General features: G+C 41.5%; 19 protein-coding genes. 10 read left to right on the forward strand and 9 right to left on the reverse strand.

Translation table 11 applies throughout. The features are described 5' to 3' along the window. Positions 1–103: 103 nt before the first annotated feature. Positions 104–700, forward strand: coding sequence for a Uma2 family endonuclease (locus P2W73_RS08885; RefSeq protein ID WP_276501667.1), 597 nt, complete (start codon positions 104–106; stop codon positions 698–700). A gap of 51 nt (positions 701–751) precedes the next feature. On the opposite strand, the gene P2W73_RS08890 is transcribed toward P2W73_RS08885, so the two are convergent. The 9 genes from P2W73_RS08890 to P2W73_RS08930 form a co-directional block, all read right to left on the reverse strand. Further along, on the reverse strand, positions 752–1,078 hold the full coding sequence (locus tag P2W73_RS08890; RefSeq protein ID WP_276501668.1) for a cupin domain-containing protein: 327 nt from the start codon (positions 1,076–1,078) through the stop codon (positions 752–754). Between the two features lie 127 nt (positions 1,079–1,205). Beyond that, positions 1,206–2,429, reverse strand: coding sequence for a hypothetical protein (locus tag P2W73_RS08895; RefSeq protein WP_276501669.1), 1,224 nt, complete (start codon positions 2,427–2,429; stop codon positions 1,206–1,208). A 457-nt stretch (positions 2,430–2,886) separates the two neighbouring features. Further along, the gene (locus P2W73_RS08900; RefSeq protein WP_276501670.1) at positions 2,887–3,735 is read right to left on the reverse strand and encodes a type 1 glutamine amidotransferase; all 849 of its coding nucleotides are present in this window, start codon (positions 3,733–3,735) and stop codon (positions 2,887–2,889) included. Positions 3,736–4,064: 329 nt separating this feature from the next. Continuing rightward, positions 4,065–4,271, reverse strand: coding sequence for an ORF6N domain-containing protein (locus tag P2W73_RS08905; protein WP_276501671.1), 207 nt, complete (start codon positions 4,269–4,271; stop codon positions 4,065–4,067). A gap of 178 nt (positions 4,272–4,449) precedes the next feature. Beyond that, positions 4,450–5,115, reverse strand: a complete 666-nt coding sequence (locus tag P2W73_RS08910) for a hypothetical protein (protein WP_276501672.1) — start codon at positions 5,113–5,115, stop codon at positions 4,450–4,452. Positions 5,116–5,279: 164 nt separating this feature from the next. Further along, entirely contained in the window at positions 5,280–6,941 is a 1,662-nt protein-coding gene (locus tag P2W73_RS08915; RefSeq protein ID WP_276501673.1) for an amidohydrolase, read from the reverse strand. 120 nt (positions 6,942–7,061) lie between these two features. Further along, positions 7,062–8,171 (reverse strand): carboxylate-amine ligase, encoded by a 1,110-nt coding sequence (locus tag P2W73_RS08920; protein WP_276501674.1) that lies wholly within the window; start codon positions 8,169–8,171, stop codon positions 7,062–7,064. 5 nt (positions 8,172–8,176) lie between these two features. After that, positions 8,177–8,794, reverse strand: a complete 618-nt coding sequence (locus P2W73_RS08925) for a Uma2 family endonuclease (RefSeq protein ID WP_276501675.1) — start codon at positions 8,792–8,794, stop codon at positions 8,177–8,179. Next, positions 8,794–9,747, reverse strand: coding sequence for an ATP-grasp domain-containing protein (locus P2W73_RS08930; RefSeq protein WP_276501676.1), 954 nt, complete (start codon positions 9,745–9,747; stop codon positions 8,794–8,796). Before P2W73_RS08930 ends, P2W73_RS08925 begins: the two co-directional genes overlap by 1 nt. A 230-nt stretch (positions 9,748–9,977) precedes the next feature. On the opposite strand from P2W73_RS08930, the gene P2W73_RS08935 reads away from it, so the two are divergent. The 9 genes from P2W73_RS08935 (at position 9,978) to P2W73_RS08975 (ending at position 25,915) form a co-directional block, all read left to right on the forward strand. Next, positions 9,978–10,790, forward strand: coding sequence for an alpha/beta hydrolase (locus P2W73_RS08935; protein WP_276501677.1), 813 nt, complete (start codon positions 9,978–9,980; stop codon positions 10,788–10,790). A 170-nt stretch (positions 10,791–10,960) separates the two neighbouring features. Next, positions 10,961–13,315, forward strand: a complete 2,355-nt coding sequence (locus P2W73_RS08940) for a TonB-dependent receptor (RefSeq protein ID WP_276501678.1) — start codon at positions 10,961–10,963, stop codon at positions 13,313–13,315. Between the two features lie 215 nt (positions 13,316–13,530). Continuing rightward, positions 13,531–14,133, forward strand: a complete 603-nt coding sequence (locus tag P2W73_RS08945; RefSeq protein ID WP_276501679.1) for a TetR/AcrR family transcriptional regulator — start codon at positions 13,531–13,533, stop codon at positions 14,131–14,133. Between the two features lie 207 nt (positions 14,134–14,340). Continuing rightward, positions 14,341–15,540: an efflux RND transporter periplasmic adaptor subunit gene (locus tag P2W73_RS08950; protein WP_276501680.1), complete on the forward strand. Its 1,200-nt coding sequence runs from the start codon at positions 14,341–14,343 to the stop codon at positions 15,538–15,540. A gap of 143 nt (positions 15,541–15,683) precedes the next feature. Beyond that, entirely contained in the window at positions 15,684–18,845 is a 3,162-nt protein-coding gene (locus tag P2W73_RS08955) for an efflux RND transporter permease subunit (RefSeq protein WP_276501681.1), read from the forward strand. A 72-nt stretch (positions 18,846–18,917) separates the two neighbouring features. After that, positions 18,918–20,339: an efflux transporter outer membrane subunit gene (locus P2W73_RS08960; RefSeq protein ID WP_276501682.1), complete on the forward strand. Its 1,422-nt coding sequence runs from the start codon at positions 18,918–18,920 to the stop codon at positions 20,337–20,339. Between the two features lie 231 nt (positions 20,340–20,570). Further along, entirely contained in the window at positions 20,571–21,188 is a 618-nt protein-coding gene (locus tag P2W73_RS08965; protein ID WP_276501683.1) for an RNA polymerase sigma factor, read from the forward strand. Positions 21,189–21,296: 108 nt separating this feature from the next. After that, entirely contained in the window at positions 21,297–22,328 is a 1,032-nt protein-coding gene (locus tag P2W73_RS08970) for a FecR family protein (protein WP_276501684.1), read from the forward strand. Between the two features lie 179 nt (positions 22,329–22,507). Next, the gene (locus P2W73_RS08975) at positions 22,508–25,915 is read left to right on the forward strand and encodes a TonB-dependent receptor (RefSeq protein ID WP_276501685.1); all 3,408 of its coding nucleotides are present in this window, start codon (positions 22,508–22,510) and stop codon (positions 25,913–25,915) included. Positions 25,916–25,985 lie beyond the last annotated feature (70 nt).

Raw genomic sequence — 25,985 nt, forward strand, 5'->3', positions numbered from 1 at the left:
TGTTTATAGTTGCCGGTTACCGGTTTCAGGTTGCAGGTAATTGGCAAATGTTTTACTCATCTCCAGGGATTGGTGACTTATTAGCATTGTTGTAAATTTAACTATGCAAGTAAGAGAACCTGACGTTGCTTACGGCAAACGCAACTTAACCATTGAGGAGTATCTGGAGTTTGAAAAAACGTCGGAAGAAAAGCATGAGTATTATAAAGGGGAAATCTTTGCCATGTCGGGCTCCAAAGTTCCTCATAATACCATTGCAATGAACTTGAGTGGGATATTAGTGCAAAAACTTAAAGGCAAATCCTGCAAAGCTTTCAATAGTGATCAGCGAATCTATATCCCCCAAAATTCTCTTTTCACTTACCCGGATATTTCAATTGTGTGTGGTAAAGTTGAAACCAGGGACAATGATGACTGGAATCTTTTAAACCCCACGGTTATTATCGAAGTTCTTTCGAAATCCACGAGGGATTATGATATGGGCGGCAAGTTTGCCCTGTACCGTGACATCCCAACTTTGAGAGAATACATTCTTGTTGATTCGGAATCACTGAATGTCTATGCCTTTCGCATTAATGAAGGCGGTCACTGGGAACTGGAAGAGTATAAAAAAATGGAGGATGCACTAAGTATCAGAATACTTGAGTTGTCCGTTCCATTACCTGAAATATATGAAGGTGTGAGTTTGGTTAACACCTGACGGATTTCCAGTTGCCAACTAAATGTTACCGGCAAAAGCCTTTACTCCTCTTTAGGGGTTGGGGGCTTTGTAATCCTCTCTTACCGGACTAAACACATCAATCACCTTACAATCGGTAACGGCCGTAGCTCCATGCGGCACGTTCGAAGGAATAACATAATACATTCCTGCAGTGAGTGAACAGGATTCACTGCCAATTACCATGTCCAGTTGCCCTTCGATAATATAAGTGATCTGTTCATGCGGGTGATGATGCTGTGCAAGCTGACTTCCTTTTTTTATTTCCACCAGGCCCAATGTCATATTCGTGCCATGAGCATAATAGCCCTTAAGGCCGGGTGCTAATTCTTTCGCTGGTAATTCATTTATTTTTTTCATTATTGTCTGGTTAAATTTTCCCGAATCCTTTAAAACCCGTTTTGGTTAAGGGTTCTAAGCCCCATCTCCTTTGGAGAGGGGGTTGGGGGTGAGGTCTTAAAATCCCATTAATCCTATAAATCATGGTTCAGACTTCAAAATAACACAAACTGCCGCCCACCCATTCTTTATCCTTATTGTACCGCACCCCAATCATTTTTCCCTTGCTTAATCTGGCGAGGTTATTCGCAGGCACCGGTCTTGCTTCACCGTCTTTCCAGAAATAAAATATCCTGATCTCCGCTTTTGCCGGCACATCCGGCGTTTCAATCACATCGGCATATCTTACTTTGCGTTGCAATATCCAGTTCTCAGGATCTTTTACTTTTTCAATATCTTCTTTCGTTACATCAATTACTACGCCCTGTCCCGCAAAAGAAAACAACGGTTTCAATACATAGTTTTCGAGATCAGCAGGTAATTGTTTTACCTGGTCCAGGAACCAGGTGGCTGGCACATAGGGATGTTTGATCAGGGGTAAGGTGTATTTGCTGATACGGTAAAACCAGGCGGGATGCGGCACCCACTCTACATCCAGATCTTCAAACAATATCTTTCCTTTTTCCTGCACTTCGGCTGATTGCTGAAAAAGATCATCAAAGATCAGCCGGTTATAAATGCGTTTGATCTCCGTTTTTTTGCCATCTTTCAAATAATATAATTTCTTTCTCTGTCCGACCGGGTCATCCGGGCTGGCTTCTTTGATCAGTTCAGTCAAGCAAACCGGTTTAATACCGGTATAATCTTCAGTGCAATAAAAATCAATTCTTGTTTTTTGCTGGTGCGGAAAAATTTCGAGCAGGATCACGTTCTCCGGGTCATGATCACCCAGCACGATTTCCTTAAAATGTTGGATATACGATTCCTTGTCATGACCACCGAGGTAAGCTGAATAATTGGCGGGAACATCAAAGTGATTGCGGAACACATCATCGATCACCACTTCATAAGCAAACAGGGTAGGGAAGCCCTGCATCTCGATCAGTTGCGGTTCATATTCGCCGCTATCGTTGATGCAAATGCCAAAATCAAAAGCGATAAAATGTGCGTGATTGTTTTCACCGGGAACCTGTAAACTTTTGGGGATCGCATTGTTGGTTAATTCTTTAAACTTTGGATCGGTGATGATATCAATAATGTTTTCGCAGGCATCCAATATTTTATTGGTAAAATATTTCGGCACAAACACCGCCGTTTCCGCCACCCTGAACTCGATAGCGCCGGGATGCACGGCATGTAACTCTTTTAAGAAGGACTCATATTTTTCATGGGTAAAATGGGCGTTGAATGCCTTGCGAACAGCAGGAACCATGCGTTTAAAATTTTATACCCAATCAATTTACTGCAAAAAACTTAGAGGGAAGGTTTTGGAGTTTTAAGTTTTAAAGTTTTTATAGAATAATCATTAAACCGCATGGGCTTTCCGGAAGCGGCCTCGAAAAAATGGCGTTAAGAAAATTACGGAACAAACCGTTAAGAACGCAGCGTTGTTCGAGCCCGTGGTATCTTCGAAGTATAACGTAACTGCGAAGCGAGTTCGCTGCGTTTAGGTTTGTGAAGTAATTTTTAGCCATTTTTTCGAAGCCTTGATCTTTTTTGTTACTCTTTTTTGCATCAAGGCAAAAAAGTAAAAAGTAGCATTTGAAAAGGGTTTGCGGTCTAAATTAATTATCTTAAGTTTTTAATAGAATGGCTTGTTCATAAAATAAAAATGAGTTTTGGTTGCAACTCCAAAACTCAAAACTTAGATCTTTAAAAACTTTAGAACCTCACGCCACTGCCACTGTTTCAAAATGGCCGATGGCCTGGTTCAAAAAGTTGGGCAGTATATGTGAATAGGTCCAGCGGATCTTATCAGGATCGTTCAAATGCTCCAGCATGGTGTTGAATTTTTCCAACCCATGATTTTCGATCACTGCATTTCTTTTTTCTTCCGTTTCAAAATGACGGGTCATACCTTCCGCATCCGCTTCGGGATGAAACTGCGTGCCGATCATGTATTCATTAAAGCGTATGCCCATGATGGCTCTTTCGTAGGGCACATGCGGCCGGTTCTTTTCAATACACAAAAGTGAACCTCCCATTTCTTTGAGCAAAGAATGATTGGGTTGTATCACCTGGTAGTCGCGGCTGTCTACGGCATAGAAGGGATCACTCAGGCCATCGAATACGGGTTCTGTTTTTCCTTCTTCCAGCATGTGCACGGGAAATACGCCAAACGAAGTTGATTTTCTTTTATACACCAACCCGGCATTAAAATAACGGCAGGCCAGTTGAAAAGAATGACAGATAAAAAACACCTGTTTCTTTTGCGCGGTGGAGGGGTTGTTGTTCCATCTCACCATTTCGTCCACCCATTTGCACCAGGCAATATCCCAGTCGTCAAAACGGCTCGAAAGGGGGTCGCCGGGGCCGCCACTCGAAATATAAATATCGAAAGAAGTATCGGGGAGTTCGTTCTTTTGCCTTACCTCAAATTCCGTAGTTTCTATGTCCAGGTCCACCGTTGCTGACCATTCTTTTACGATCTGGCGGATACAGCGCATGCCCTGGTTCGGCCGGCCATCATTCAGGTCGAGAATGGCTATACGGATTGATCGGTTGTCGTTCCAAATCATCCTGCAAACATAGCAATTTTTTAAAAGATTGACTGTCAGCTACTGTTCAGATTTACTTAAAATTCAAACGAGTTTGATCTGGGTTAAGAAAATAAGAAGAAGTATGTAGCCGGCTTCGGTACTGATGGCATCGCCTGTTGCGTCGCACACTTGTGCCTTCTGTAATGCTACTGAGCTTTTAGATAGAGCGGTAGGTAGGTAACCTGAATTTCATTTTTTAAATCCTATTCTTTCCCGGTCATCCCAGTTCTTTTGTGCAGCCTTTTCATCCAACAGGTTTTCCATGGCATCATAAATTTGATACTTACTATGCTGTCCTCTACCTTTTTTTAAGGTTTCTGAAACCTTAGCGTTTCAAACTCCCCTTTACTGAGCTGAAACATAAAATCTTTGGGAAACCGTTTTTCATTACGCTTTACGGCAAGGTTAAGCGCCTTGGTTTCTGTTTCGTATAAAGCGGCCAGGTCTCTGTCAAGAATTACTCTTTCGCCTCTTATTTCATATATCCTGTTTTGTATGGTTCGTATAATATTCATTTTAATGGAAATTTGACAAAAAGATTGATCGGTTGGTTGTAGGCTTAGGACTTTAATCATTTAAACGACGATAAATATACAAATCATCCTATTCGCCGGTTGGCTTAGGCCAAAGCCCCGCGCCGCCGCTTACTTTTACTTGAGGTTGCGGAGACTTCTCAAGAGCTGAAAGTTGCTGTTATTCTTTTCTCCAAATTGGGACAAGCCCAAAAGGTTGTATATGGCATTCATCGATTATGTATTGTCCTCTAACCTTTTTTACAAATAAAATTGTTGAATTCATGCCGTCCAACACTGGGTTTTCTTTAGAAAGACGCTGCGCAGTTTTGCAGTCCCTTTTTGTTGCAAGTTTAATAAGAGAATCTCTTTCGTTAATTACTTTTATTCCTTTTGGTCGACGTGTTGTGTCAAGAAACGGCTTGTACTGAATAATCTTTTTTGTCGAATGTAGGGTAGCAATAGACCATAGTTCTCCATAGGAGATTGTGTCGTTGCCGGTCAAAAAAATGTAGTCGGATAAATTAGTTTCGATGCCTGTCTGAAAAACCAAAATAAATGAATCTGCAGTATTGAAGTTAAATCCTGTCTTTTTATAATGAGACTTAAAAATTGTATCAAACTGAATTATTTGTTTGTCGAGAAGGCGCTTCCGATTTGACTTATTTTCCTTTATTTGCTTCTTTGTCAAATTGAGAGCCTTATTGTATTCTGTCTTGCGAAGTGAATCGAGTATTTTATCAGACTTAATTTTGGCAAGTTGAAAGGTTTTGTAGCTGTCGAGAAATGTCTGCCCTATTGAAATTCGTCCAACTAAAAGGAATAAAAGTAAAGTGTTAAGTCTCATAAGAATTTAAAGAGAGGATGCTGGCGTTAGAAATTTTGCATAATTAGGAGTGCCAATAAAATACATAGCAACCCACGTGTGTGTCGGCGTAATATTTTGTTTCAAAAATAATTCTCTTTCGACAGAAAATGGAATACCAAGTACCTGTAGCTTTTTCGGCATAATTAGTTTTTCCTCTCATACACCATCTCCCCACCCAAAAAAGTCCTCAGCACATTTACCTGCAATAATTCACTTTCACCTGCTTTCATCAAATCTTTATCGAGTATGATAAAATCAGCAAACTTTCCCGGCTCCAAACTTCCTTTTTCTTTTTCTTCAAAATTGGATTTAGCGGCCCAGATGGTCATGCCCCGCAATGCTTCTTCTCTGGTCAATGCATTTTCAGTTTGGTAGCCACCGGCCGGCCATCCTTTGGCATCTTTGCGGATAACAGCAGCATAAAATGTTTTAAAAGGAGAGATGTCTTCAACAGGGAAGTCCGTGCCTAACGGCAACCACCCATTTTGATGCAATAATTGTTTGTAGGCATAGGCACCTTTTACTCTTTCACTACCTAACCGGTCACCGGCCCAGTACATATCACTGGTGACATGTGTAGGCTGAACAGAGGGAATGATCGAATAGTCGCCAAATAAATTGAAATCAGCTTGATTGACTACCTGTGCATGTTCAATTCGCCAGCGCCGGTCATTTTTGCCTTTCAAATATTTTGCATAAATATTAAGCATGGTCCGGTTGCCACTATCGCCAATAGCATGGGTACACATTTGAAAACCTTTTTGTGCAATCCAATTCGCTACAGAATCAAAATGGTCCGGCTTACTCAATAAAAATCCGTAATGATCCGGTTTGTCACTATAGGGTTGTAACAAACAAGCTCCTCTTGATCCCAACGCACCATCGCCGTACACTTTAAAACTTCGCACATTCAACCGGTCTGTTTTGATGGCGCCTGTTTTTTCCAGCCAGTCAAAATTGGTTTTTTCATCACTGAGCATTACATACAACCGCATTTTCAAATCACCACTGGCCTGCATGGCTTTTATTCCTTCCACTGCAGGGAAGCTAAGCCCACAATCATCAATGGAGGTAAGACCAACAGCAAAACAATTTTTCTCTGCGTCTTTCAACGCTTTGGCAAACTGCTCATTCGTTTGAGAAGGAATTTTTGAAGAGACAAGATCAATGGCATTGTCAATTAAGATGCCGGTAAGCTTGCCATTTTTTGTTTCCACATCACCACCTGTTAATTTCATGCCGGCTTTTACACCCGCTTCCTCCAGTGCTTTTTGGTTGGCGATAGCTGCATGGCCATCTACTCTTGTTAACAACACCGGCCGGTCGGGAAATAGTTCGTTGAGCTTTTCATTATTGGGAAATTCCTTGATAGGCCAGTCATTCTGATCCCAGCCACGTCCAGTCAGCCATCCTTTTTTGCCGGCCTGTCCGGCAGACAGGTTCTCCGCAGCAAATGATCGTAGTTTTTCCAAAATTTCCTCCCAACTGTTGGTGCCGACAAGATTGACTGTTTGCAACGACATACCGTAGCCTACAAAATGTGCATGGGCATCAATAAAACCGGGATAGATAAATTTTCCTTCGGCATCGACTTTCTCTTTGGCATTGTATTTTTTTTCCAGGTCGGTTAGTTTGCCAGCGGCGTAAATTTTTCCATCTTTTATTGCCAACGCTTCAGCAGTAGAAAAAGAAGAGTCAACGGTGTAGATGGTAGCGTTGTAAACTAACAGATCAACATCTTCTTTTTGAGAACAGGAAACAAGGAGGCTGAACAATGCCAGTAAGGGGTATAGTAAATATTTCATCAGGATTATTTAAAACCTTTTTAGAAAGAAGGAAGGCAGATAACGCAGATTAGTATGAATGATTAAGATTGCATCATGACAATCATCACCATCTTATAAATCTGCGTTCGATATAAAATATTAAATGCCTGCTAAAAATTGGCCCTGTATATACTCCGCTACACTGGCCAGCGATTTGGTTTGTTCAAACACGGCCAACTGGCGGTCGGCGCCGGTTCCTTTTTCCAGCATATGATGAACAAAGGCAATGCGATGGCGACTACCCAGGTGATCGAGAACCGGATCGATGAAATCAAGCAGCTCATAAATCAATGCCCGGGTATTAACCTCCTCTTCCTTTCCAAAATCGATAAGATAACCATCCACTCCATAGCGGCTGGCCCGCCATTTATTTTCATTGAGTAATGCCCGGGAGTATTGAATGAAGTTGAGATTTTTAGAACGAAGCATATAGATGCGGGCGCAGATGGCCTGGAACAAGGCAGCTATAGTAATTGTTTCATCCACTGTCATCGGGATATCACAAATGCGAAACTCCACCGTATTGAAAAAAGGATGCACCCGCAGATCCCACCAGATTTTTTTTGCATTATCAATGCAATTGGTTTTGATCAACAGTTTTACATAATTATCATACGCTTCAATACTATCAAATGCATCGGGTATACCGGTACGGGGAAATTTATCAAACACTTTTGTCCGGAACGATTTGTAGCCCGTCATTCTTCCCTCCCAAAAAGGTGAGTTAGTGCTTAACGCAAAAATATGTGGCAGAAAATACCGTGTTGAATTCGCAATATGATTGGCCATCTCCCGGCTTTGCATGCCTACGTGTACATGCAGGCCGAAGATCAGGTTGCTACGGGCTGCTTCCTGTAATTCATTTACAATTTCGTTGTAGCGGGCTTGATCTGTTATCAACTGGCTTTCCCAATGGCTGAAAGGATGAGTGCCGGATGCACCCATGGCGAGATTGAGGCCGCCGGCTATGTCGGAAATTGTCTTTCTCAACAGCGATACATCGTTAAAAGCTTCATCCGCATCAGCGCAAATGTCTGTGCCTACTTCTACTACCGCCTGATGCATTTCAGCCTTTACTTTATCCTTGATCACTTTCTGTCCTTCCTGCACAATTTTCTGCTCATGGCTTTTTAATTCTTTGGTGACAGGATCAAGCACCATGTACTCTTCTTCAACGCCGAGCGTAAAGGTTTTATAGTTTAATATCATACTAGTTATTGGGTAAAAATTTCTTTTGTTTCAATGATAAGACCGGGCACAGCTTTGCTGAATATCAGTTCCTTGCCTGCATATAACTTGGCTCCATCATAGCGGTTGTTTTCGTTCAGTACAAAAACAGCGAGACTTTCTTCCTCCGGGTAAATGATCCAATATTCTTTTACACCGGCTTCTTCATACAACTCATATTTAAGATTTACTTCTTTGTGCGAGTTACCAGGTGATAGAATTTCGACAATCAGGTCGAGGGCGCCACAACAGCCTCTTGTATCAATTTTTGTTTCATCACAAACAATGCAAATATCTGGCTGTACTACGGTAGTTACTTCGTTGTCTTTTTTTCGATTTTTTACCGGAAGCCTGACATCGAAAGGCGCACTAAAAGTCTGGCATTTTTTATCGTTCAGGTAAGTGGCAATTGGGACAAAAAGATTTCTTGAAATCGCCTGATGACGGGTATTAGGGGCAGATAATTTAAAGATCTTGCCACGAAAAAGTTCCAGCCGTTCTTCAAATTTACATTGCAGGTAATCAGCATAGGTATAGCTAACGGAAGGATCGGGCTCTTCCACCTGCATGTATTGTTCATTATCTGTATCGTAAATGGTAAACACTATGTCAATGGTGTTTTAGTACTGCTTCTTTTTACATATTCACCCCAGGTAAGATTATCGCCGTTCCCATCATGGCTCATCGCTTTTTCGATGGCGTAGTTAGTGGCCGTTTCTACCACCCATTCAAAATTTTCTTCACCTACACTGGTTCTTTCGGCATCGGGAGCCGGGTTGCAAAAATCAATAGCATAAGGGACACCATCTCTTACAGCCAGTTCAACGGTATTAAAATCGTAACCTAAATATTTATTAATTCGCAAGACGATGTCGGTCATCTGTTGCAGCCTTTCCGGGAATGGAGCAAACTCCGCCACATACCGAAGATGGTGTGGATTGCGGGGCTCGTATGGCATGATGCGTACATATTTCCCACCGATACAATAGCAACGATAATATTCGCTGAAAATAATTTCTTCCTGCAACAACATCACTAACTGGCCGGTCTCACTGTGTTTTTTAAAAAAATCTTCCGCACTATCCAGTTTGTAAACATGTTTCCATCCACCACCAGCAAAAGGCTTCATATAGGCTGGGAAACCGACATAATTAAAAATGCTATCCCAATCCAGCGGGTAGGCCAGGTTGCTGAATGATTCATCGGTGGTGTCATCTGGTAATTGCCTGGATGGAATAATGGCCGTTTTGGGAACAGGTACTCCCACCTTTGTCATCAGGCAGTTGTTGAAATATTTATCATCGGCGCTCCACCAAAAAGGATTGTTGATGACCGCTGTGCCAGTAACGGCAGCATTTTTTAACCAGGTTCTGTAAAAAGGGACATCCTGCGAGATCCGGTCGATGATCACCGCATAGCCACTGGGATCACCCTGCATGGCTTTATCGATGCGCACAGACTCTGCTACTATGCCTGGAACATTTTTACTGTTGACTCTTGCAACGAATGCCTCGGGGAAGGAACGTTCTTTGCCGTGCAGGATTCCGATTTTTTTCATGTTGTAATTATTTAAGGTTTTGGCCAAATGGGATTAGTTGTACAATGAGATAGTTATTTTTTGCGCAAAATTCGAAGATGACAGTTTTTAATTGGGCTATTGTGAACTGGTAATCAGCTCTTACCAAATTTATTTTTTCGAGGCCATATAAACAAATTAATGAAGTTGTTTTGTTGATAAGCGTAAGAAATGTTGCCCTTGTTTTATGTGAATGCTTATTTTTGAAAATTATGCAACTGGTACATACTGCTAATATCCTTGTAGAAAACAGAACCCTTTTATCTGTATTCCTCGAACGTGAAGTAAAGATTGATTTTTTTCTGCCCAAAAATGTCACGGATACGTCGGCTATGAGCTTGTTATTGATCAATGATGGTCAAAACATGGGCGAATTGGGATTGCAGGCTATTCTGGAAAAACTATACACCGACAAATTAATAAATCCTGTTCTTATTGCCGCGATACATACCGGTTCACAACGTAAAATGGAGTATGGCGTCGCTTCACAGGCTGACTATCTCGGCCGGGGTGCAAGGGCGGGGGCTTATACTTATTTTATATTGCGTGAATTGTTACCGTTTATCAGGGATAGTTATCAAATCACCTCATTTAGGGAGAGAGCTTTTGCCGGGTTTTCGTTAGGCGCATTGATGGCCATGGATATTGTATGGAACCATCCCGAAAAATTTTCAAAAGCCGGTTTGTTTTCCGCTTCTTTTTGGTGGCGCAGTATTGATCAAACGGAAAAGGAATATGATGACGATAAACATCGCATCATGCAGCAGGTGATACGAAATGGTAAGTATCATCCGGGATTAAAATTCTTTTTTCAATGTGGTAGTATGGATGAAACAATGGACCGCAATAATAATGGTATCATTGATTCTATTGACGATACGCTGGATATAATTAAAGAATTAGAGGTAAAAGGCTATGACCGGGAAAAAGATATTCAATACCTGGAAATGCCCGATGGCAGGCATGATATTGCAACCTGGGGCAGAGCTATGCCAGAGTTTTTGAAGTGGGGCTGGGGAAAGTGAGCCGGAAGTCAAAAGTGAAAAGTCAAAAGTGAAAAGTGAGAAGTCGGAGAACTACAAACCGCCAACTGTCAGCTGTTAACTATAATCTCTCACCACAATCAATAAACTTTATTTCTGCGAATAGGGGTAAATGTTTCTCCAGTTGTTCTTAGAAGAAACATTATCTATTTATGAGATTCACGACCCTCGTCACACTTCTTTCATTACTCTTTCCCTTTTTTTTAACCGCTCAGCAATCAACGGTATTTACACAAAGTATCAGGGGAACAGCTTTAGACAACACCTTGCAAACTCCTGTAGCTGGAGCAACTGTTATTTTACAAGGAGCAGGTAAGTCTGTGATAACTGATCAAAATGGTAATTTCAGATTTAGCGGTGTGTCACTAACATCCCAACAACTACATATTTTACATACGGGTTATAAAGATGCCGCTGTTGAAAACATTGTTGTGAATGCAGGAAAAGAAACTGTGCTCACCATTTTATTAGAAACGAATGTGCGGGATGAAAAGGAAGTAACGGTGAAAGCAACAACAAGGAAGAACCAACCCCTGAATGAAATGAGTGCGGTCAGTGCAAGGGCATTCACTGTGGAAGAAACACAGAAATATGCCGCAGCAGTAAATGATCCGCTTCGGATGGCCGTTGGCTTTCCGGGTGTAATGGCTGCTGATGATGGTAACAACAGTATCGTTATAAGAGGGAACTCTCCTGCTGGCTTGTTATGGCGAATGGAAGGCGTCGATATTCCAAATCCTAATCATTTCAGCGGAGCAGCTACGAGTGGTGGTGGCATTTCCATTTTAAGTTCACAACTACTGGCCAATTCCGATTTTGTGACAGGTGCTTTTGCTGCGGAATATGGCAATGCGTTAAGTGGTGTGTTTGATTTGAAATTGAGAAAGGGTAATAATGAAAAAAAAGAATATTCTTTTCAAGCTGGAGTATTGGGGTTAAATGCGGCGGCAGAAGGACCAATTGCTACTTTTTATAAAGGATCTTATCTTGTTAACTATCGTTACTCGACATTATCATTGCTGAATAAGCTAGGCGTTTTAAACGATGGCAGCACTACTAATTTCCAGGACCTGTCATATAATATTTATTTGCCTGCCGGTAAATTGGGCGACTTTACTGTTTTTGGATTCGGCGGATTGAGCAATGATAAGTTCGATGCAAAAAAGGACTCTTCCACATGGAAGGAGTCCGGTGACAGGGATATTTCAAAATTTGTTTCCAATACAGCCATGAGCGGTCTGACTCATACAATACTGCTGGGAAATAAGACGAACCTGCGATCGGCCATCGGGCTTTCGTATAATACGATCAGCTATAACGAAAAATACATTGAAGACGATTACTCCGAGTCAGAAGAATACCGGGGTAAATATGATACAAGGAAATGGACGCTGTCTTCCACATTAAATCACCGGTTTAACACCCGGCACATATTGAGGGGAGGAGTGATGGTGAACTTTATACAGTTTGCTTACAACCAGCATTCAAAAGAAAACCGCAATGCATCGTTGGAAGAAATGATCGATACCCGGGGAAACACCGAACTTTTGCAGTCATTTGCTCAATGGCAATATAAGCCATCGAATGATGTTGCTGTGAATGCCGGATTTCACTATATCCAGCTCCTATACAACAAAACAACATCCCTTGAGCCAAGAGCTTCCGTTAAATGGGATATAAGTAAGAAAAGCAACCTTTCATTTGGCTATGGCCTTCACAGCCAGGTGCAGCCTCTTGGTGTGTATTTTGCACAGATTGAGGATGGGGTTGGAAATATGAGTCATCCAAATAAAAATCTCAGGCTTACCCGGGCACATCATTTCGTCGTATCACATCAATACAGGCTGGCGAAAAATCTCAGGTTAAAAACGGAAGTTTATTATCAACATCTATTCAAAGTGCCCATTAGTATATCCGATACAAGTTCTTTTTCTGTACTAAATGTCGAAGGCGATTATGTTACCGATCCGTTAGTTAATAAAGGAAAAGGTAAAAACTATGGGGTAGAGATTTCGTTGGAAAAATACCTTGCTAACAATTTTTATTACACGCTGAGCAATTCTTTGTACCAATCGAAATACACGGCGGCTGACGGGAAAGAACGAAATACCCGTTTTAATGGCAATTATATTGTGAGCTTCTTAGCCGGCAAAGAATTTTTGTCTGCCAATAAATTAAGAACAATAGGTGTGAATATTAAGACGATCTATGCAGGCGGTTATCGCACAACACCTATAGATAAAGAGCGATCAGTACAGGAAGGTTATACAATCTTCAGGGAAGAAGAGGCTTACAGTTTGCAAAATCCCGCATATTTCAGAACCGACCTCCGGCTGGGTATAAAATGGAACCGCCGGAAAATAACTTCTACGTTGTCCCTGGATATACAGAATCTGACTAACCGCCTTAACATTTACAACCAGACCTTCGATGAAGAAAAGGGAAGTATTGTTACAAATTACCAGGCAGGGTTGATACCTATACTGAATTATAAAATAGAATTTTAAGTCAGCAAAAGCCCCGTTAAGCGGGGCTTTTCATTGTTTCACTAATAGGAAGTACAAACGTTTGGCCTTATAAATTTTTTGAAAAATAAAATCCCGGCTGCCATAGGGTTGTCAGTGGCTGTTTGTTGTTTTGTGATCTGGTTAAGAAAAAAGTTTTTTGGAAATGCGGGTGACTTGCTAAATTTGCTAACAGTGTTAGGTAAAATAATGGTGATATGGGTATAGCAGAACGCCGGTTAAGGCAAAAAGAAGAAGTGAGAGCAAACATCCTTTCCACCGCATGGGGATTGGTGAAGGAGGAGGGGTGGCAATCTTTGTCAATACGAAAGATCGCCGACGCCATTGAATATAGCGTACCTGTTATTTATGATCATTTCGAGAACAAGGAAGATATATTGCTGCAGTTTGGCAAAGATGGGTTCGGTTTGTTAATCAGGAGGCTTCAACAGGCAAAAAAAAAATCGAATGATCCTGCCGAACAACTGAGGTTAATTGCCGATGCATATTGGAATTTTGCTTTTAAGAACAAAGAATATTACCAATTGATGTTTGGACTGGGCATAGCTTGTTGTGAAACTGATAAATGTCTTCCTGAGGAATCTGCATTCAGGAACCTGATAATGGAGCCGATCAATGCGATTTTGGCTGAAAATAAAAAGAAGGATATAAACGCCTGTTTAAAGTATCATACGTTCTGGTCAGTTATGCATGGGCTGATTTCAATTAAGATGTTGAGTTATTCAGAAATAGCTGATGAATTAAATAAAATGGTATTGGATGATGCCATCGAAGGATTTATAAAAAACCTGGAGCAATAAAATTTTTTTTCCCTTTTAATTAACAATGTTAGCTTTTTTAATGTTGTTATGTACCGATTGTCACCTGTCGTAGCTGCAATGACAAGAAGCCACATGTAAAAAACACACCGTTTCGGTCCTTTTGGAGTGCCATGTAAAGTGCCGGAATCAATTCACGACCCTTATTCATTAACCGGGAAATAGGAGTATTTCTCAAACCATTCTGTTATGTATAAAAAAAATCAAAGGAGCAAAAGGTTGCCCTTTCTGTTAACTAACTATTTAAGCTTATTATTTGTAGCTGTTGCAACCGCTTTTTTATATGCGTGCAATTCATCATCCGGGAATCCGACGATGATGGAGCAGCCTCCACAATTTTTGCCGGTGCTAATCGTCAATAACATGCCTGCAACTACTTACCAGGAATTTTCTGCATCACTGGAAGGAAGCAAGGACATTGAGATACGTCCACAGGTGGATGGTTATCTGGAAAAAATATATGTGGATGAAGGCGCTCACGTAAGAAAAGGCCAGGTTTTGTTTAAAATCAACAGCAGGCCCTACCAGGAGCAATTAAATAATGCCAGGGCCACTCTCGCAGCAGCAAAAGCCAGCCAGGCCAATGCTGAAATTAATGTTTCAAAATTAACACCGCTCGTTCAGAACAATGTGATTTCTGAAGTGCAGTTGAAGACTGCAAAGACGGCGTATGATGCTGCGACAGCAAATGTGGCACAGGCCCAGGCAATGGTAGGCGCTGCACAGATCAACCTGGGGTATACCACTATCAAGGCACCGGTTGATGGCTATATCGGAAGAATACCTTTTAAAACGGGAAGCCTGGTAGGTATGACAACTCCGACGGCCCTGACGGTGATTTCCGAAATAAAAGATGTGTATGCGTATTTTTCATTAAGCGAAAATGATTTTTTGCGGTTTAAACAGCAGTTCCCGGGCAATACCATTGAAGAAAAAGTGAAAAAAATGCCACCGGTCGAATTGGTATTGTCTGATAACAGTGTTTATCCGAAAAAGGGAAAGGTTGAAACTGTTCTCGGGCAGTTCAACAATACTACGGGAGCAATCAGTTTCCGCGCAACATTCCCCAACACAGATAATTTGTTGCGTTCCGGTAATACTGGTAGGGTGCGCATTTCGAAAATTCAGAAAGAAGCCTTAGTAGTACCACAGGAATCTACATTTGAAATACAGGACAAGGTATTTGTATTTGCAGTAGGGGATAGTAATAAAGTAGTCAGCAAGCCAATTGTTGTTTCCGGTAAAACTGCCAATTACTATTTTGTTGAAAGTGGTTTGAGTGCCGGGGAGAAAATCGTTTTTTCAGGCACCGGTAATCTCAAGGATGGAATGGCAATTGCCCCGCAACTTCTTTCTTCCGATAGCTTGCTTAAAGCAAAACCATTGTAAACAAAAAACACATACAAGGCCAGGAGGGTAGGTTCAACTAAGTGAACTTTTTTATCCGCTGATTTTTCGATCAGTTGGGTGAGAGCCCTTCCTGTCATCAATAGAATAATTTTTATTACTTATCAGCAGGAAAAAATAATCTCATGTTAAAAAGATTTATCGAGAGACCTGTTTTATCAACAGTTGTATCAATCATTTTGCTTTTGTTAGGCGGGTTGTCGTTATATACCTTACCGGTTACCCTGTTCCCGGATATTGCACCACCGAGTGTGCAGGTAACGGCCTTTTATCCCGGCGCTAATGCCGAAGTAGTAGCACGTTCCGTTGCAACACCTATTGAAGAAGCGATCAATGGGGTAGAGAACATGACCTATATGACTTCCAATTCCAACAATGACGGAAGCATGGCCATAACGGTTTTTTTCAACCAGGGTACCGACCCGGATATTGCGTCCGTGAATGTGCAGAATCGTGTATCAAAGGCTATAAACCAGTTGCCGCAGGAAGTAGTACAGGCAGGTATTTCAACACAAAAAGTACAAAACAGTTTCATCATGTTTGTGGCAGTGTCAAGTGAAGACAGTAGCCAGTATGATGAACTTTTCCTTGAAAACTATATTAAGATCAGCCTTATCCCCCAGGTGCAACGGGTGCCTGGCGTAGCACAGGCGCAGGTATTTGGTACGAAGGACTATTCCATGCGTATCTGGCTGAAACCTGACAGGTTAATTGCTAACAATCTTTCACCACAGGATGTGCTTAATGCCATCAGGGATCAAAACCTGGAAGCAGCTCCGGGACGGCTGGGTCAAAACAGTACTGAAACATTTGAGTATGTTTTGAAATATAAAGGAAAATTAAATGAGGGAGAGGACTATGAAAATTTTGTCATAAAAGCCAATCCTGATGGTTCATCGCTCCGGTTGAAAGATGTGGCAAGAGTAGAGTTTGGATCTTATACGTATTCATCTAACAGCCGCATGGATGGAAAGCCAGTGTCAGGTTTTGGCGTTTTGCAAACAGCAGGATCTAATGCCAACGATATATTAACACAAGTAGAAAAGCTGCTCGATGAATTTTCCGCCAGCCTGCCAAAAGGTGTTAAGACGACTGTCATGTACAATTCCAAAGAGTTCCTGGATACGTCAATTGACCAGGTAAGAGAAACACTGGTTATTGCATTTATACTGGTGTTCATGATGGTGTTCTTATTCCTGCAGGATTTCCGCTCTACGCTTATACCGGCCATCGCCGTGCCCGTGGCTATTATCGGAACATTTTTCTTTTTACAATTATTTGGCTTTACACTTAACCTGCTCACTTTATTTGCATTGGTTTTGGCTATTGGTATTGTGGTGGATGATGCGATTGTAGTGGTGGAGGCGGTGCATTCAAAAATGGAGCGGACAAAGCTGCCTGCAAGAGTTGCCACCATTCAATCGATGAATGAAATATCTGGTGCCATTATATCTATTACATTGGTAATGGCAGCGGTATTTATACCAGTAGGATTTATGCAGGGACCGGCCGGCGTTTTCTACCGTCAGTTTGCCTTTACACTGGCTATCGCCATTTTAATTTCGGCTGTAAATGCGTTGACATTAAGCCCTGCTTTATGTGCCCTGTTTCTAAAGAATCCACATAATGGAGAAGAAGGAGGACATACACGTAAAAAAGGATTTGCCGGCCGTTTCTTCCATGCCTTTAATACAGGCTTCAAGTCGATGACCAATAAATATATTCAAAGTCTGAAATTTCTTGTCCGGCATAGATGGATTGCTTTAGCAGGATTAGCTGTCATTGCCGGCATCAGTTTCTGGCTGGTTAAAAAAACACCGACGGGTTTTATACCTACCGAAGATCAGGGCTTTGTACTATATGCCGTGAATACTCCTCCGGGTAGTTCGCTGGACAGGACCCGGCAGGCAACGGAAGCAATAGATACCATTATTCAAAAAGAAGCTGCCACTAACCACTTGTATGTTGTAGATGGTTTGAATTTTATCAGTTTTTCGAATGCGTCACCTTATGCTGCCGGTTTTATCAGGCTAAAAGATATTGATGAAAGAGGACCTGTGACCAACCCCGATCAGATAGCCGGTATGCTGACACAAAAGGTAAGTGCGGTAAAAGGTGCCAACACTTTCTTCTTTAATTTTCCTACCGTACAGGGATTTGGTAATGTGAGTGGTTTTGAATTTATGTTACAGGACAGGACAAATGGGCCCCTGGACAAATTGGGTAATACAGCCTATGCATTTATCGGTGCGCTGATGCAACGAAAAGAAATCGCTTTTGCTTTTACCACCTTTGCGGCCGGTAATCCGCAATACATGATCGAGGTGGATAATTTGAAAGCGAAGCAGCTAGGTGTTTCAATAAGGGAACTAATGCAAACGATGCAGATCTATTATGGAAGTAGCTTCGTTTCCGATTTTAACCGCTTTGGAAAATACTACCGGGTAATGGCGCAGGCTGATATTTCTTATCGTGCCGATGCCGGATCGCTGAATGGCATTTATGTAAAAAATAATGATGGAGAAATGGTGCCTGTCAATACCCTGGTTTCATTAAAACGGGTATATGGGCCGGAAACAGTAACACGTAATAACCTGTTTAATGCCGTAACCATTAACGGACAGCCCAAGCCGGGATTTAGCACGGGTGACGCCATTAAAGCAATTGAGGAAACGGCGAAACAAGTGTTACCAAGAGGATATGCTTATGAGTGGACCGGCGTAACAAGGGAAGAGATCAAAACAGGAAATCAAACGGCGTTTATCTTTATGCTGAGTATAATCTTCGTCTTCTTCCTGCTGGCTGCACAATATGAAAGTTATATCCTCCCATTGGCTGTTATATTAACAATACCAACCGGTGTACTGGGAGTGTTTTCGTTTATTGGGTTTGCTGGCATCGAGAATAATATCTATGTACAAATAGGATTGATCATGCTGGTGGGCTTGTTAGCAAAAAACGCCATCCTGATCGTTGAATATGCAGTGCAAAGGCGAAGAGCCGGTATGTCGTTGATTGCTTCAGCGCTGGAAGCTTCACAATTACGTCTTCGCCCGATTCTGATGACGTCATTTGCTTTCATCGTGGGATTGTTACCATTAACATGGGCGAAAGGAGGTTCAGCATTGGGCAATCGTTCCATCGGAACAGGTGCTGTTGGTGGCATGCTTACGGGTGTAATACTCGGAATATTTATTATTCCCGTATTGTTTGTGATTTTCCAATACCTGCACGAAAAAATAAGCCGGAAACCCGTGCAAACTGAACCACCTGCCCTGGCAGAGTAATATGCAATGATGGTGAATTCCATGTGACTAAAAGCTATAAAGATTAACACATGAAAAAATAAAAAATTAGCGATGATACAAAAGATAAATTTTAAGCACTATTCGACACTCTTACTGCTGGTAGTTCTACTATCTGCGTGCCGTCTCGGCAAAGAATACCAACGACCCGAGGTGGAATTGCCGCAGCAATTCGGTACAGTTAGTTATGCTGATACCAGCAGCATTGCCGATATTGAATGGAAAAAATTTTTCAGCGATACTACCTTGCAGTCCCTGATTGAAAAAGGTATACAATACAATCATGATCTGCTAATAGCAATTAAACGAATCGACATAGCGCAACAGCAGGTAAAACAAGCCAAAGCACTTCAATTGCCCGAGATGGATCTCCGGGTTGCCGGTAGCATCAGCCGTCCGTCGGATAATAGTTTGAATGGTGTTAGCCTCAAAAGCTTTTTGGGAAAAAGTTATGTCGAAAATTATTCGGCTGCAGTTAACTTCTCCTGGGAAGCAGATGTCTGGGGAAAGATAAGGGGGCAAAAGGAAGTAGCATTAACAGAATATCTTCAAAGCTATGAAGGAACAAAGGCGGTGCAAACACAACTGGTCTCCGACATTGCTCAAGGTTTTTTCAATCTATTGACGCTGGATAAGCAGATAGAGATAAGCCGGAAAAATTTAATGCTTAATGATTCTTTTTTAACGGCAACCCGGTTATTGAAAGATGCTGGCGTGGTAAATGCATTAGCAGTGCAGCAAGCTGAATCGCAAAAACAATCTACGGCCTTACTTATTCCGCAATTGGAACAACAGATCGCAATACAGGAAAATGCATTGCAGGTATTAACAGGACAATTGCCCGGGAAGCTCTCAAGAAAAACTTTGCTGGACGAAATTACCTTGAGCGATAATTTATCTGCGGGTCTGCCCATCGCAATGTTAAGCCGGCGACCCGATGTGAGATCCGATGAATTAGCGTTACAAATAGCAACTACCCGGATTGGCATTGCGAAGGCAAATATGTATCCTGCGCTTAATATTACTGCCGGTGGAGGACTGGAGTCATTTAAAGCAAGCAACTGGTTTAACATTCCTAACTCCCTGTTTGGCTTAGCGGCAGGTTCAATAGCGCAACCAATTTTTAAAAGAAGGCAACTCAAAACACAGTACGAAATTGCCAAACTGGAAAGAGAACAGGCGGTTATTAAATTCAGGCAATCCGTTTTGACAGCAACAGGTGAGGTAGCTGATGCCCTGGTATCGGTAGAAAAATTAAAAGAACAACAACAGATCGCTTTGGGCCAGGTAGACACCTTACGCCTTGCCGTTGGTAATGCACAGCTATTATTTAAAAGTGATATGGCAAATTATTTGGAAGTGATCACAGCTCAGGGCAACGCATTACAAGCGGAACTAAACCTGGCATCTATTCGCAGGCAGCAATTATCTGCGATGGTTGAACTCTACAGATCATTGGGTGGAGGCTGGAGGTAGATAACGTGAATGGTTATTTTACTGAAGCATTCCCCTATAAATTCTGGTAAAAGCCAGTTGTTGGTAATGACAACTGGCTTTTGCATTTCTATATTAACTAAAGCAAAATCCGAATTATTGGGTTTTCAAAAGAGAATGGCTGTGGACGAGCAGCGAAAACGGTTTCGTAAATATTCTTATGCATTCTGACGAAAGGTGAGTAAAAAAATAGCAATTTAGATTAGCGTTATTTTGACACTTATTGCTTTTGCCATTTTGAACTACTCTGACTCATATAACGAATATGAATTACTCCGCCAGTTAGGCGCCGGTAGCGAATATGCCTTCACCCGTCTGTTTGATCATTACCGCGGAACAATCTATGGTGTAGCTCTTAAATTTCTTAAGTCGCCGGTATTGGCTGAAGAAATAGTACAGGATGTATTTTTAAAGGTATGGCACAAAAGAGAAGAGATGGCAGAGGTAAAGAATTTGGATGCATATCTTTTTATTATGGCGAGAAATTTCATCTTCGACCGTATAAAGAAAATGTCTTACGAAGCTGCGGATGAAATTTCTATTGTAATGGAACAATCTTCAGCTGATGATACAGAATACCTGGTACGCCAGCATCAATGTCAGCAATTACTGCAACAGGCAATAGATATGTTACCGTCTCAGCAGCGGCAGGTTTATCAATTTGCTAAAATGGATGGATTGACTCACGAAATGATCGCAGAAAAAATGCAGATCTCCAAGCATACCGTAAAAAAACATATGGCCATGGCATTGCAGGCTATCAGGAAGCATCTTGAAAGTCATCTTCATTATTTACCCATCCTGCCATTGATCATTGGAGCATTGTTGTAAATAGAGGATAAAAAAAATTTTTACCCGGAACTACTCCCTGTTCTTTTTTAAATCGTCTTTATTAAAGGTATTAAGCGAAGCCATTCCCGATCTTAATACCGGAAAAGTATGAATGGTAAGGAAAAATTTATTGAGCTTTTACAGGCATACCTGTCAGGAAAAGCTTCATCAGCAGCATACAACGAGTTGATGCGAATGATCAAATGCGGAAAATATGATGACTTGCTGAAACAGCGTATTGATGATTCACTATTGCATGACAACCCAGCCGTTGATCTTGACGTAAACCGTGCACAGGATCTATTATATCGCATTCTTAATTCAGAAAAACAAACGGCCAAACTTATCCCTGTTAGCAGACCGGTACGGCGTTACCGTTATTGGTATGCGGCAGCCGCAGCACTGTTGATAGTAACGCTGGCAATATGGAACCTGGTAGCCACGAGGAATAACCCGGAATCTCCCATTGCCAAAACGGAGAAAAAAGTTTTGGAACCAGCTCCCGAAACAAACGGTAAAAGATATGTCCGCCTGCAGGATGGCAGCACTGTCTTGTTGAATGAAGGAAGCCTGCTTGATTATCCTGCCGATTTTGCCAATGATAAAAGAGAAGTGACACTGAGTGGTGAAGCTTATTTTGATATAAGGCCTGATGCAAAGAGACCTTTTATTGTTCATACGGGAAAAGTAACTACTACTGTGATGGGAACGGCATTTAATATAAAAGCCTACCCGGAGCAAAAACAGATCACCGTAACGGTGACCCGGGGAAAAGTAAAAGTCGGTGATAATAAAAAAACATATGGCGTCATTGTTCCCAATGAAAGTATTGCGGTCAATACAGAGATCAATTCATTCAGACTGGAAAGAGTAAATGCTGATGAGGCGCTAAACTGGAAAAAACAATACCTGGTGCTGGATGATATAAGCCTTGAAGAAGCGGCGGTCCTGATAGGCAACAGGTATCATGTTAATATTTCTTTTTCCAAAGAAGCACTGGAAAATTGCCGGATAAGCGCCACGTTTTTAAATAATGAAAACCTTGAGCAGGTTTTAACGGTAGTAACAGGTGTAGTGGATGCTGATTACACGCTGCAACCTAATGACGAAGTGATTATAAGCGGCGAAGGCTGCGAATAACAATTGCGATTACTAAAAACTTAACTGACTAACCAAAACGATTGCCAATATGCTAAACTTAAACTCCACTTAACAAAACTTCACCTCGAAAATTGGTGATAAAAAACCCCTCAGCCGTGGAAAGCAATCGAGGGGCTCCGTTTAAAACTTCATTCATAAATTTTAAACTACTGCAATTTATGCAATTATTCATTGCAAGGGTTGGCGGTTCAGGCGCTGTGCCGGGCCGTGCTCTTATTAGTAAATCAAATTTTGTATTGATCATGCGGGTCAGCTTTTTAATGATCTCCATTCTTGCTTTCAGCGCACAAGTATTGCTGGCAAAGAACACATCGGGCCAGTCAATAGAGGAGACATTTATTACGCTTGAACTGAAAAATGAAACTCTCACAACAGCTTTTAAAAAAATTGAAAAGCTCACCGATTATCTTTTTGCATACCAGCGGCAACAGGTAGATGGTTACAAAGTAAGTATTGAAAAAGCCAAAAGGTCGGTAAGCTCTACGCTGGAACTGCTGCTGAAAAACACTGATCTTTCTTTCAGGCAGGTGGGTAACAGCATTATTATTTACCAGAAAAATGGCAAAGCGATTGCCTCCTTTAATAATGAAGTGGAAAAGTCCGCGGCTGTTGCCGATACAACCATTTCCGGAGTAGTGATCAATGAAGAAACCGATCTGCCGGTGGAGAATGTATCTGTTGTGATAAAGGGTCAAAAAGGAGGTACTATAACCGATGCCAATGGACAATTTCGCCTGACAACAGATAATCTTTCAGGTATATTAGTAATTAGCTCGGTGGGATATGAAGCACAGCAGTTAGACCTGAGCGGCAGAAGTTCTTTCCGGGTTGTTTTAAAACCCAATACAAGAAAACTGGACGAAGTAGTGGTGGTGGGTTATGGTAAAAGTTCACGCAAAAACTTATCAAGTGCAGTAACAACGATAAAGCCCGAAGATCTGAACCGTGGCGCTATCAGTGATGTGGGGCAGTTGTTGCAGGGTAAAGTAGCCGGATTAAATATTACCGCCAGTGGTGACCCTAACAAACCTGCCGCTGTTGTTCTTCGCGGCGCTTCTACGGTGAATAGTCCTGGCGGCCCTTTTTATGTAATTGATGGTGTGCCCGGTGCTGATATTGCAACGGTAGCTCCCGATGATATCGCTTCATTGGATGTATTGAAAGACGCTGCCGCTACCGCGATCTATGGTAACAGGGCCGCCAATGGAGTAATAATGATAACAACCAAGCGGGGAAGAAAAGGCCAGGTGCAAACTTCTTATAACGGTTATGTCGGCATTGAAAATGTAAGTAACAATCTTGACCTGATGGATGCGGCTCAGTTGCGGGCTTATATAGCCGCCAATGGCGCTGCATTTTCCCCCAACGATGATAAGGGCGCCACTACAGATTGGCAAAAAGCCATACAAAGACCAACCGCCATATCTCATAATCACAATTTATCATTCAGCGGTGGAGGTGAACACAGTACTTATAGTGCAAGTCTGAATTTCCTGGATAAAGAAGGTATTTTAACACGCAGCAGGCTAAGAAGAGTTATTGGCCGGTTGGCTATCGAGCAATATGCCTTAAACGATAAGATAAAATTCGGGTTAAATATTGCCAACTCTAACAGCAATGCCAACTATGTGCCTTTACAAAATGTGGTTTTGCTGCAGGCTGCTAAACATTTGCCTATTTCTCCTGTAATGAATGAGGATGGCACTTATTTTGAAAACCTGAATACCACGGGATATTTTAACCCGGTTGCCATTATTGACAATGCAAAAGATGATGCAAAATATAATACGGTGACCGGCAATTTCACTACTGAAATCAAGTTGCCTTTTGATCTTACGTTTAATACCAACTTAGCTTATCAAAAAACAACTTCCTTACGTGGTGAGTATTATGGAAGCTATTATGGCAAGTATCCAACTTCCAATTTTTATAATAACCCTGATCCCGGTATTGACATTGCACATACATTGATCGGAAATCTGTTTGGCGTGAATGGGTCGGCATTAAGGAGCTCTTACCAGAATACTTTTAAAACACTGGAAGCATTTCTGACATGGAACAGGAAATTTGGGTTTCATACTGTCAATGCAGTAGTAGGTTATTCATGGCAGGAGAACACGAACGGCGAAGGTTTCCAGGCATCGAGCACTAATTTCCAGAATGATCAAATTGGTTACAATAATCTGTCTGCAGGTAATCCGTATGCAATTTCCAGTTATCGTATAGGTCTTGGTGCTGGTCAAACATATAGTCAAATAAGACAGATATCAGATTTTGGAAGGATCAACTATAATTACAAAGACAAATACTTGCTACAAGCTTCTATAAGAAGAGATGGAAGCTCTGTTTTTGGCAAGAATACTCAATGGGGTTATTTCCCGTCTGCAGGTTTAGCCTGGCGCATCAGCAACGAAAGTTTTATGCAGAATCAGGATATATTTAACGATTTAAAATTAAGGGCTAGCTATGGTGTAACGGGTAACTCTGGAGGAATAAATGCCTTCAACAGTCAGTTGCTATATGGTTTACAGGGACAATTTTATAACGCCGGTCCATGGGATAATGCAATAGTACCCACTCAGTCTAACAACGCCGATTTAAAATGGGAAGAAGTATCCACGACAAACATTGGGTTGGATTTTACCATTTTGAAAAACAAGCTAAGCGGAAGCATAGACTATTATCAGAAAGAAACAACTGATATGCTCTTTTATATACGTGTATCTCCTTCTCTGGTTCCGGGAGGAAGGATTGCAGTGAATGGTGGAAGTTTGGAAAATAAAGGAATTGAATTGACATTAAATGCAACGCCTGTAAGCAAAACTGACTTTAGCTGGACAACCACTTTGAATCTTGCTCACAATAAAAACCTGGTTACAAGTTTAAGTAATCCGTATACCAACGGTGATTCCACCCGCTATTCAGACCCGGAAGGACCTGGGCAAACAGGCGCCACACTTCAATTGCTGAAAGTAGGCAAACCAATCGGGCAGTTCTTTTCATTGGAATATGCAGGCAAGGATGCCAATGGTGTTTCCCAGTTTTATAAAAAAGACAAAACCTTAACCACAGCGCCAGCGATTGGCACAGATTATTTTTATGTAGGTAATGCACAACCCAAATTGCTGATGGGATGGAGCAATAGTCTCCGATATAAAAAGTTTGACGTCAATTTCTTTTTCCGCGGTGTGTTTGGTCATAAGATATTCAATGCTACAAGGGCCGATCTTTCTTATGTGAGTGCGGCCACAGCCAACAACATATTGGTAAGCGCCGGGGATGACAAAATTGCGGATGGTAAGAACTCATTTTACTCCACCCGTTATATTGAAAAGGGAGATTATGTAAAGTTGGACAATGCAACACTGGCTTATACTTTTTCTAAGCCAGTGAAAGGATTGAACAGTGTCAGGTTATATGTTACTGGCAATAATTTATTTACCATCACCGGCTACAAGGGAATAGATCCTGAGATCAACCAGGGTGGTATAGCGCCGGGCATTGATTACAATAACTTTTATCCAAAAACACGCACCATCCTGTTTGGTTTAAATGTTTCATTTTAATAACGACTAACCATTACGAAATATGAAATGAGCTATAAAGATTTTCGGGCAAATTCATATCAACCGCGAA

It is taken from the genome of Terrimonas pollutisoli (assembly GCF_029360765.1).
GTDB lineage: Bacteria > Bacteroidota > Bacteroidia > Chitinophagales > Chitinophagaceae > Terrimonas_B > Terrimonas_B pollutisoli.

Coding starts and splice junctions, on each gene's coding strand:
- P2W73_RS08935 (WP_276501677.1), top strand. CDS start 9,978: ATGCAACTGGTACATACTGCTAATATCCTTGTAGAAAACAGAACCCTT.
- P2W73_RS08890 (WP_276501668.1), bottom strand. CDS start 1,078: ATGAAAAAAATAAATGAATTACCAGCGAAAGAATTAGCACCCGGCCTT.
- P2W73_RS08885 (WP_276501667.1), top strand. CDS start 104: ATGCAAGTAAGAGAACCTGACGTTGCTTACGGCAAACGCAACTTAACC.
- P2W73_RS08950 (WP_276501680.1), top strand. CDS start 14,341: ATGTATAAAAAAAATCAAAGGAGCAAAAGGTTGCCCTTTCTGTTAACT.
- P2W73_RS08920 (WP_276501674.1), bottom strand. CDS start 8,171: ATGATATTAAACTATAAAACCTTTACGCTCGGCGTTGAAGAAGAGTAC.
- P2W73_RS08955 (WP_276501681.1), top strand. CDS start 15,684: ATGTTAAAAAGATTTATCGAGAGACCTGTTTTATCAACAGTTGTATCA.
- P2W73_RS08960 (WP_276501682.1), top strand. CDS start 18,918: ATGATACAAAAGATAAATTTTAAGCACTATTCGACACTCTTACTGCTG.
- P2W73_RS08940 (WP_276501678.1), top strand. CDS start 10,961: ATGAGATTCACGACCCTCGTCACACTTCTTTCATTACTCTTTCCCTTT.
- P2W73_RS08900 (WP_276501670.1), bottom strand. CDS start 3,735: ATGATTTGGAACGACAACCGATCAATCCGTATAGCCATTCTCGACCTG.
- P2W73_RS08930 (WP_276501676.1), bottom strand. CDS start 9,747: ATGAAAAAAATCGGAATCCTGCACGGCAAAGAACGTTCCTTCCCCGAG.
- P2W73_RS08915 (WP_276501673.1), bottom strand. CDS start 6,941: ATGAAATATTTACTATACCCCTTACTGGCATTGTTCAGCCTCCTTGTT.
- P2W73_RS08895 (WP_276501669.1), bottom strand. CDS start 2,429: ATGGTTCCTGCTGTTCGCAAGGCATTCAACGCCCATTTTACCCATGAA.
- P2W73_RS08945 (WP_276501679.1), top strand. CDS start 13,531: ATGGGTATAGCAGAACGCCGGTTAAGGCAAAAAGAAGAAGTGAGAGCA.
- P2W73_RS08970 (WP_276501684.1), top strand. CDS start 21,297: ATGAATGGTAAGGAAAAATTTATTGAGCTTTTACAGGCATACCTGTCA.
- P2W73_RS08905 (WP_276501671.1), bottom strand. CDS start 4,271: ATGAATATTATACGAACCATACAAAACAGGATATATGAAATAAGAGGC.
- P2W73_RS08975 (WP_276501685.1), top strand. CDS start 22,508: ATGCAATTATTCATTGCAAGGGTTGGCGGTTCAGGCGCTGTGCCGGGC.
- P2W73_RS08910 (WP_276501672.1), bottom strand. CDS start 5,115: ATGAGACTTAACACTTTACTTTTATTCCTTTTAGTTGGACGAATTTCA.